The 9,451-nt window shown below is 63.2% G+C and carries 5 protein-coding genes; 3 read left to right on the top strand and 2 right to left on the bottom strand.

The annotated features are described in order from the left end of the window. Positions 1-37: 37 nt before the first annotated feature. Positions 38-2,017: an AAA family ATPase gene (locus G6N64_RS10805; RefSeq protein WP_163796887.1), complete on the bottom strand. Its 1,980-nt coding sequence runs from the start codon at positions 2,015-2,017 to the stop codon at positions 38-40. Next, positions 2,014-5,376 (bottom strand): DEAD/DEAH box helicase, encoded by a 3,363-nt coding sequence (locus G6N64_RS10800; protein WP_163796886.1) that lies wholly within the window; start codon positions 5,374-5,376, stop codon positions 2,014-2,016. The genes G6N64_RS10805 and G6N64_RS10800 overlap by 4 nt, the downstream gene beginning before the upstream one ends. Before the next feature lie 460 nt (positions 5,377-5,836). Between G6N64_RS10800 and G6N64_RS10795 the strand changes: the two genes are divergently transcribed. Genes G6N64_RS10795 through G6N64_RS10785 form a run of 3 tightly spaced genes read left to right on the top strand, consistent with a single transcriptional unit; the run spans position 5,837 to position 9,434 of the window. Continuing rightward, positions 5,837-6,352: a 2Fe-2S iron-sulfur cluster-binding protein gene (locus tag G6N64_RS10795; protein ID WP_163796885.1), complete on the top strand. Its 516-nt coding sequence runs from the start codon at positions 5,837-5,839 to the stop codon at positions 6,350-6,352. Further along, complete coding sequence (locus G6N64_RS10790; protein WP_163796884.1) at positions 6,349-7,341, top strand: FAD binding domain-containing protein; 993 nt, start codon at positions 6,349-6,351, stop codon at positions 7,339-7,341. The genes G6N64_RS10795 and G6N64_RS10790 overlap by 4 nt, the downstream gene beginning before the upstream one ends. After that, positions 7,338-9,434 carry a xanthine dehydrogenase family protein molybdopterin-binding subunit gene (locus G6N64_RS10785; RefSeq protein WP_163796883.1) on the top strand — a complete coding sequence of 699 codons (2,097 nt, stop codon included), beginning with the start codon at positions 7,338-7,340 and terminating at the stop codon, positions 9,432-9,434. Before G6N64_RS10790 ends, G6N64_RS10785 begins: the two co-directional genes overlap by 4 nt. Positions 9,435-9,451 lie beyond the last annotated feature (17 nt).

Here is a 9,451-nt window from a genome sequence, read left to right as displayed (position 1 = left end):
CGATCACTGCTCCTTCATATTTTTAGCCGTTCGAGAGCTAACTCGTCTTAAGCTCACGGGGAAGCGGTTTCGAATGCACGACGACAAGCTCGCGATTCGCCCTAGTCAACGCGGTATACAAAGGACCCTGTCGGCCGTAGTTTGACGGAAAGTCAGCGGGTTCGACCACGACGACTGCATCAAATTCCAAGCCGCGGGCCGAATCAGGCTGGAGCACGGCGACCTCCGTCCCGTTGTAGATCCAAAGCCTCATGTCAAAACTTTTTGCGGTCCATCCTGCCTTCCTCAGCGTCTTCCGAATCGGGTCCGGTTGGACCGTGATGACGGCAACGGTTCCGAGCGGATAAGCATCAATTAGTCGCGTGGCGTCGAGTCGAACGGCCGAGCCGAGGTCCTTCGCATTGACCTTATGTAGCCATGGAGGAGGACCGTCGTATTGAAAAGCTTCGGCACGGCGGTGCTTCCGCGGCAACAGCTGGTTGGCGAACTCCAGAATCGGCTTGGTTGACCGATATGCGCGCGCGAGATGCCGAATCTTCGTGTCCGGATCCAGATCGAGCTCGTCGAAAACGCTGTCCCAACTTGAGAGAGTGTGGTCAGACCGTCGTTGATTCAGGTCGCCAAGAATCGTCCAGCTGTTGCCCTTGGCGACCGCATGGCCTTCGTTGATCGAGCGCAACAACGACCACTCCAGGGCGGTGACGTCTTGTGCCTCGTCGACAATGACGTGACCAATTCGCCCAAAATCAGACGGCCTGTCCACCTCCCATTCAATCAGGGAAAGGAGGGGCCTATGCACCCGTAAGCTGAGCGCCTTCTTGTAGACCGGAAGGCTACGCAGGTAGCTTGACCACTCTACGTTTTGAGTAAGAGCGCGACCGCCGGCGCGATTCATCTGCAAGCACTCGTAGACCATTTTGCGGGACAGACCAGCAACACCGGCTTTCCGACACAGATCGATTGCAAGGCGCGCCAGTCGCCCCAGCATTGAATCTGCATCGAACCAGACACTTGATGCTGGGCCGGTCGGATCGTCGACAAGTTTCAGTATTTCGCCCATCAACTCCGGCATCGAGAGGACCACTATTTGGTCGCTACCGTCACCGAGTCGTTGGACAATGTCACGGATGTGCCGAGAGTAGCCCGACGTAGGGCCAACCACCAAGACAGTTCCCGCGACACGGTGCGAGCGGGGAGTCTCGTCGTTCACCAGATAGGCAGCACGGTGGGACGCGACTATTGTCTTGCCTGTTCCCGGTTGTCCCTCGATGACGGCGCTCTCCTGCGGCGAGAGTGTCACAAGTTCATACTGATCGGCCTGCAATGTTGAGAGAACGGGGCCAAGGCCCTTACCGCGGGGGGCGCTCAGTTGTGAGCGAAGTAGCTCTTCTGCCCGGATGCCGCTTCCTTCGTTGATTCCTTTTGAGTGGCTTGTCATTCCCATTCTGCTCGATAGACCCGCGGTGTCGGATTCGACGGCTGCGCCGAGCGTTGGGACCACGGGCTCGGAAACACGTTTGCCGGGCAAGGGAGACCGTTTCGCCGGCGCGGCAGGTACAGACAGGCCTCGGCGGGGAAAGGGCTGCGACGGCGCATCGTCGCGCAGCACATCGTCCTCAAACTCGGTAATACGTCCGTTGACGTGGGCATAGGAACGAATGACGGCTACATCGCCGCACAATTCTCCTAGCTGATTCCTTGACGTGTGTTGGTGATTCTTCCTGAAGTAACTGCATGCAATCGGAGCGGTCCAGCTGTACACCTCGACGCCATCCACGGTCGCGTGCCTCTCGCCGATGTAGAAGTCGTTGCGCTTGCCCGTCATCACTTCATCAGGCTTCGTCAGTGCAACGCGACCAAAAAACTGTCCCGGCAACGCTCTTGGCCCCTCGGGCACTTTGGTCCCTGTAAAAGATTGCGGCCGTGGACGGTTACGGGCATCCTTTCGTAACTGCTCCCCATATCGTTTTTCGGCCGTCCGTTCGTCCTGAAGTTCGAACTCTGCGGGCTCCTTCATGCCGCACCCCTTGCCGCATCAATCTGAACGATGCACACCGCCAGCGGCACAAGGCCGATCTTGGGATCCACCGTGGTCGCAATCTCAGCGGTCAGCCGCGCGAAGCGCTCTTCAGCCCTGCGCATTTGACTATTGAATAGCGCCATCGTGCGGCTCCCGCGGTCTCTGCTGGCAGCGGTCTCGATCCGCCGTCTGATGGTCTCCACTCTGCGTCGATGTTGTTCCTCGACGGTCACCCGACGGCCTTCCTGCCGCGCACCAAACTCGCTATCTCGCTTGACCTGTTCCCGCGAGTGACGGAGATTCAACTGTTCGAGCGCTCGTTCCGTTAGGACAACTAAGTTCTCGATACGCGGCTGCGCCGCGTCCTCGAGGCGTCCTTCCGCTAACGCCGCCAGCAACGCGTTTGCCGGACCGTCGCCAGCGTTCCGACCATTCTGTGTCATCGCCGCCCCCCAAATCTCATCGCCGCCTCGCCCCCCAGACTCGGCTTTCGCTAGAACAACAACGTAAATGCCTGGTGTGACATCTTCCTGCTTTGTATCGAGGCGAAGCGACGCGAAGCGGGCTTCTCTGTGGCCTGGGACGTCCGCAGCGGCCATCGCCAAGGGACTTGTAGCGGTTAACAGCGCGCCGCCACCCGTCCGAGCCAGTTCCTGATCAAGTACTAGCGACACGGGCATCTCGTTCCGCAGCAGAGTCGAAAGATGACTCGTTTCAGTACGCGAACGCTTTGCCGACAACGCCAACGCGTCCACTCGCGCAGCCATCGCACCGTTACCTAGAAGCTCACCCGAATGACCATCCGCGCCAAACGTCATTCCGGACGCACCCTCAACCTTCGCCCAATCGTCGATCAGCAAAGCCAGTTCATGTTGACCTATATATCTACCGGTGCGGACTAGCTCCTCCTCCAGACCGGCCACTTCTACATCATTGCTGACCATGAGTGCGCTCGACGCATCCGCGATATCTTCTAGCCCGGCCTTTTGCTCTTCGAAAGCCATCAGTACTTCGCGCACTTTTTGCTCGCGCTGCTCTTTAGTTAGCGTGAAGTCGAAGCCAGCCTCGAGTGCCTTGGGTGCAATCGCGGCGACGATTGGCTCCAGCGCCCCGATTGACGACTCGAAGATCTCGATCCGGTCCAGCAGACGTGCCAGAATTTTCTCGTCAATCGTGTACTCGTTAACAAAATTGACGACGAGGATCGTTTCCTCTTGTTGGCCGATCCGGTCTATACGACCGATCCGTTGCTCGATCTCCATCGGATTCCACGGGAGGTCGTAATTGACTACCGCCGAACAAAATTCGAAGTCGAGCCCCTCGCTGGCCACTCGGTTTGCGATCAGAAAGTCATACAGTCCGGCCCGGAACTCCGCCATGATTCTGCGACGGTCCTCGCGGGCGACCCCGCCATGCATAACTGCGATTCTGAACTTGTCCGCCAGTCGCTCCTGCAGATATGAGATCGTAGGGCGAGAGAATGTAAAGACTAGGGCCCGCCTGCGCTGACTGTGCAATTGGTCGAGAACCAGTTGCAGCTTATCAAACTTTGTGTCCAAACCTTCAGGTAGTCGACGTGCTGCCGCAACCAGGTCGGGGTGCGGCTCGAGTCGCATCGACGATGTCTCACCGTCTGCGTCGGAGATACTTCCAAAGGCAACGGGATCCAGCACAGAACGCCGCGCCATTGGCAAACACGCACTCGCCAAGCGAAGTGGCATCTGCATTGCGAAATGGACCGGTGCGTTCATTTCGGCCGCCCTCCTTTGGCACCAATCCACGTACTCGTCGTAGAAGTCTGCCTCTTCCTGAGCCCACGCGATCTCCTGCCGCCGCTCGCTGCGCTTAGCCTTTCGTTCGTCGACCTCAACCTTTTTAGTCCGCGTAATAACCGTTGACAAGGTATTGAGTTCAGCCAGCATTCGCTTGGCCTCTACGAGGTCACGCGGTTCGAGGCGAGACTTGCCGAGCAGCTCGAGTAGCAACGGAAAGTCGGGCCTCTGCATCAGGGCGCCGCCGAAAGTCGTAGTCCTGAGTCTTTCAAGTTCGAATGTGAGTCGTCTGCCATCGACTTCGCCCTGTGCGATCTTGGCAGCGACGGCATTGAGAATCCGGTTTGGTTCTAACCGCATCTCAAGGTCGCGAATGTCGCCGTAGTCCTCGGGTGCAAGCAGCTCGAGCAGGTGGAGAAGATCGGACTGGTGCAGATTTATTGGTGTCGCAGTGAGAAACACAAGGTTGTCCGCCCACTCGGACAACTCAGTTCCCAGGGCGTAACTCTTAGTGTCTTGGTTTCGCATCGAGTGCGCCTCATCGACGATCACAAGGTCGAACTCCGGCGGCAAATCTCTCATCTCGTCGAGACCATCCCAGCCGCGGAGGCGTTCGAGGCTGCAAACGTATGCCATCCGACGAGGGAGCCGATTTTGACGATGCCTCTGCATGAACGTGCTCAAGCCTTTGCCATCGAGCTCCACCAACTCGAAATCGAACCGATCAGACATTTCCTCCTTCCACTTGCTAACGAGGCCCGAGGGACATACGACCAAAACCCGATCCGCTTCCTGACGGGCCTCCAACTCGGTCCAGATCAATCCCGCCTCGATAGTCTTCCCAAGGCCGACCTCGTCAGCAATGAGGATGCGAGCCTTGCCCGTCTGCAAGAGCTTGAGCACGGGCTTGAATTGATATGGACGGAAGGTCGTTCGCGTCGCGCGGAACGAGAAGAGTGTGTCCGCGAACTTACCCTTGAGCTTGGCGCGCGTAAGGGTTGCGCCGAAACGACTGGCCGGTGTGAGCTGACCTTCTACCCAGGCGACCGGATCGTTCAATTGCGGCTGAGGCTTGAGTCCCGACTCAAAGATCTCCTGCCGGCGGCCCCCTGATGCCACTGTGTATGACCAGTGCGCGCTTAGGTACTTTCGATCTAGAACAAGTGCGTCTGCATCCCCCGTGGTGGTGACAACTATGTCGTTCGTGTTGAAACGCGGCACAGGCACAACCTCAGCAACAGACCAGAATTCCTCCACCCAATCGCTGGCGGCCTTGAGCGCAGTTTCTCGATCAAGATCGTCGGTCGAAGTAATGACTGCACCCCCTGGAGGGGCACCACCACCAATGAGGACGATAATGGAGCCCTCGTCCACATCCTCGAACCAGTAGATTCCTGGCGGCAGTTCGACCTCTGGCTGCCACAGAACGCGACACTTGTCGATGCTGCCAAGGGTCGATCTGATCGGCGCATCTACAGCTAGGGCCCGGACGAACCGTCCACGTTCGAGAGTTGACTGCAAAGCCGACGCATCGGGGAGGTAGCCGCACGTCGGCCCACCGTCCGCGAACTCGCTAGTGGTCATTTGGCGTTGGGCCCCCGTAGCGGAGCAGTCTGTTCCTGCGCTTTGTCGATCATCGCTAGCAACCATACAAACTTCGGAAGGCGACAGAGATGAAACGGTGAGTCGCGATTTAGGCGCCACGGAGATTTGAGCGCCAGAAACATTCCGGCGGTGCAGCTGAGCCGCTCCAGATAGGCCAACTACCCGCCCAGCGCCATCAAACAATCCCGGAGACAGTCTGCCCAGCCCTACATAGTTGCCTCCAAGGCTCTCAACCACCTTGACGCCTGAAGCGCTGCACAATGTAAGCAGGAGGCGCGCGACCGACGACTTCGGGTGCCAGGCGTTGCAGAACCGAGCAACGAGGGCAATTCTCCGGTCGCACCGTGGTGCGCGGTTCCCGTCGCAACATGGCCGAAGTAGCAGATGCGCTGCACCACCCTCCCGGTTTCCCCACCCCACCCCCGGGTAACCCCCGCCCATGAAGTCAGCCCACTTCACCGACGTATCTCTGCGCGTCGACGGCACGGACCACACCGTGCACGTCGACAACCGCATCACCCTCCTTGACCTGCTCCGCGAGCACCTCGGCGTCACCGTGCCGAAGAAGGGGTGCGACCACGGCCAGTGCGGGTCGTGCACCGTCCTGCTCGACGGTCGGCGCGCCACCACCTGTCTGACCTTCGCGGTGGCGAATGACGGCGCCGAAGTTCAAACCGCCGCCGGCCTCGGCGACCAGGACCAGCTGCACCCCGTCGCCCAGGCCTTCCTCGAGCACGACGGCTTCCAGTGCGGCTACTGCACCCCCGGCCAGATCTGCTCGGCGGTCGGCATGCTCGACGAGGTCAAGGCCGGCTCCCCCAGCCACGTCAGCGACGACCTCAAGGACACCGCCGAACTCACCGACGCCGAGATCCGGGAACGCATGAGCGGCAACCTCTGTCGCTGCGCCGCCTACCCGAACATCGTCGACGCGATCCAGAAGGCCGCCCGATGATCCCGTTCGAGTACCACCGCGCCAGTAGCGTCCAGGATGCCGTCACCGCCGTCGCCGACCGCCCCGACGCCGTCTTCCTCGCCGGCGGCACCAACCTCGTCGACCACATGAAGCTCGGCATCGCCGAACCTGGCCTCGTCGTCGACGTCGGCCACCTCCCGCTGGCCGACGTCGAACGCCTCCGCGACGGCACCCTGCGCATCGGCGCCGACGTCCGCAACAGCGACCTCGCCGCCCACGCAGTAGTCCGCAGCCACTACCCCGTCCTCGCCCGCGCCCTGCTCGCCGGCGCATCCGGCCAGCTGCGCAACCTCGCCACCACCGCCGGCAACCTCCTGCAACGCACCCGCTGCGTCTACTTCCAGGACCTCACCACCCCCTGCAACAAGCGCACCCCCGGCACCGGCTGCTCCGCCATCGGCGGCTACACCCGCTACCACGCCATCTTCGGCGCCTCCGAACACTGCATCGCCACCCACCCCTCCGACATGGCCGTCGCCATGGCCGCGCTCGACGCGACCGTCGTCTACCTCGACGCCGACGGCGAACACCGCCTACCGCTCAGCGACTTCCACCGCCTGCCCGGTGACCGCCCCGACCTCGACACCACCCTCCCCCGCGGCGCGCTCATCACCGCCGTCGAGATCCCGCCCGCACCCGACGGCGCCCGCTCCACCTACCGCAAGGTCCGCGACCGCGCCTCCTACGCCTTCGCCGTCACCTCCGTCGCCGCCGAACTCGTCATCGACGACGGCACCGTCACCTCGGCCCGCATCGCCCTCGGCGGCGTCGCGCACAAGCCCTGGCGTGCGACCCACGCAGAACAGGCCCTCGTCGGCCAGCCCGCCACCGAGGAGACGTTCCGGCAGGCCGCCGACGCCGAACTGGTCCACGCGGAACCCCGGCTGGGCAACGAGTTCAAGGTCGCACTCACCGCACGCACCATCGTTGCGACGCTGAACACCCTCGCGGAAGGACGGCAGCGATGACCCTCGTCGAACCCCACGCCATCGGCAGCCGACTCACCCGCCTCGACGGGCCCGCGAAGGTCACCGGCACCGCCACCTACGCGTTCGAGTATCCGGTCGACGCCCCGCTGTACCTGCACCCGGTGCAGGCCACCATCGCCAAGGGCACCATCACCGCGATGGACACCACCGCCGCCGAAGCCCTCGACGGCGTTCATGCCGCCCTCACCGTCTTCAACGCGCCCATACTGGCCGACACCTCCGACGGCGACCTGGTAGTCCTGCAGGACGACCAGGTGCACTACCGCGGCCAGCTCATCGGCGGCGTCATCGCCGACAGTGCCGAAACCGCCAGGCAGGCAGCCGCTCTCGTCACCGTCACCTACGACGAGGCCGAGCACGACACCGAGATCCGCGCCGACCACCCCGGGCTGTACGCGCCCGAGGAGGTCAACTCCGGCCACGAGACCGACACCTCCGACGGCGACGTCGAGGCCGCGCTGCAGCAGGCTGCGATCACCGTCGACCAGACCTACACCACCCCGCACGAGCACAACAACCCGATGGAGCCACACGCCACCATCGCCACCTGGGACCCCGACGGCCCCCAGCTGACGCTGTACGACTCGACCCAGGGCGTGCACGTCGTCCGCAAGACGCTCGCGCAGACGTTCGGCCTCGAACCCGAGCAGATCCGCGTCGTGGCCAAGAACGTCGGCGGCGGCTTCGGCTCGAAGGGCGCGCCGCACTCGCACAACGTGCTCGCCGTCATGGCAGCGATGCAGGTCCCCGGCCGCCCGGTCAAGCTGGCGCTGACCCGTCAGCAGATGTTCGCCGTCGTCGGCTACCGCACCCCGACCATCCAGCACATGCGGCTCGGCGCCGATCGCGACGGCAAGCTCGCGGCGATCAGCCACCAGGTCGTCGAGCAGACCGCCACCGTCAAGGAGTACGCCGAGCAGACCGCGACGCCGTCGCGCATGATGTACGCCGCCGACGCCCGCAAGACCAGCCACCGGATCGCGAAACTCGACGTCCCCGTGCCGTTCTGGATGCGCGCCCCCGGCGAGTGCCCCGGCATGTTCGCCCTCGAGGTCGCGATGGACGAGCTGGCCGTCGCCTGCGACCTGGACCCAATCGAGCTGCGCGTCCGCAACGAGCCCGACGTCGACCCCGAGACCGGCAACCCGTGGTCCAACCGCCGCCTGCTCGAGTGCCTGCGCACCGGTGCCACCCGGTTCGGCTGGGACCAGCGCAACCCCGAGCCGCGCAGCACGCGCGACGGCGAGTGGCTGATCGGCACGGGCGTCGCCTCGGCGGTGTACCCCGCGATGGTCATGCCCGGCAACGCCTGCCGCATCGAGTACGTCGCCGCCGGCCGCTACTCGGTGCAGATCGGCGCGACCGACATCGGCACCGGCACCTGGACGACGCTCACGCAGATCGCCGCGGACATGCTCGGTGTCGAGACGTCGGCGGTCGACGTGCAGATCGGCGACACCGACCTGCCGCCGGCGTCGGTGTCGGGCGGCTCGTCGGGCATCAGCTCCTGGGGTGCCACCATTCACGCTGCGGTGCAGGCGTTCCGGAAGGAACACGGCGACGACCCCGCGGTCGGCGCCGCCACCACCACGGAGCCGCCGGAAAACGAGGACGCCGAGAACTACGGCATGTACTCGTTCGGCGCGCACTTCGTCGAGGTTCGGGTCAGCCGCTATACCGGCGAGGTCCACGTCGACCGCATGCTGGGCGTGTTCTCCATCGGCCAGGCGATCAACCCGACGACGCTGCATTCGCAGCTGATCGGCGGCATGGCCATGGGCCTGTCGATGGCGCTGCACGAGGAGAGCGTGCGCGACCACCGCTTCGGGCACGTCGTCACGCAGGACCTCGCGAGCTACCACTTCGCGAGCCACGCCGACGTCCCCGCGCTCGACGCCATCTGGCTCGATGATGACGCCGACGATCACGCCAGCCCGATGGGGTCGCGCGGCGCGGGGGAGATCGGCATCGTCGGCTCGGCCGCCGCGGTGGTCAACGCGATCCACCACGCCACCGGCATCCGGGTGCGCGACCTGCCCGTGCACTGCGACGCGCTGCTGGGCGGGTTCTAGCGACCTCCGCGGTTTCG

The sequence above is a fragment of the Mycolicibacterium sediminis genome (assembly GCF_010731735.1).
GTDB classification, from domain to species: domain Bacteria; phylum Actinomycetota; class Actinomycetes; order Mycobacteriales; family Mycobacteriaceae; genus Mycobacterium; species Mycobacterium sediminis.
Note: the sequence above shows the minus strand (reverse complement) of the source record. Positions and strands in the feature narration are given on the sequence as shown.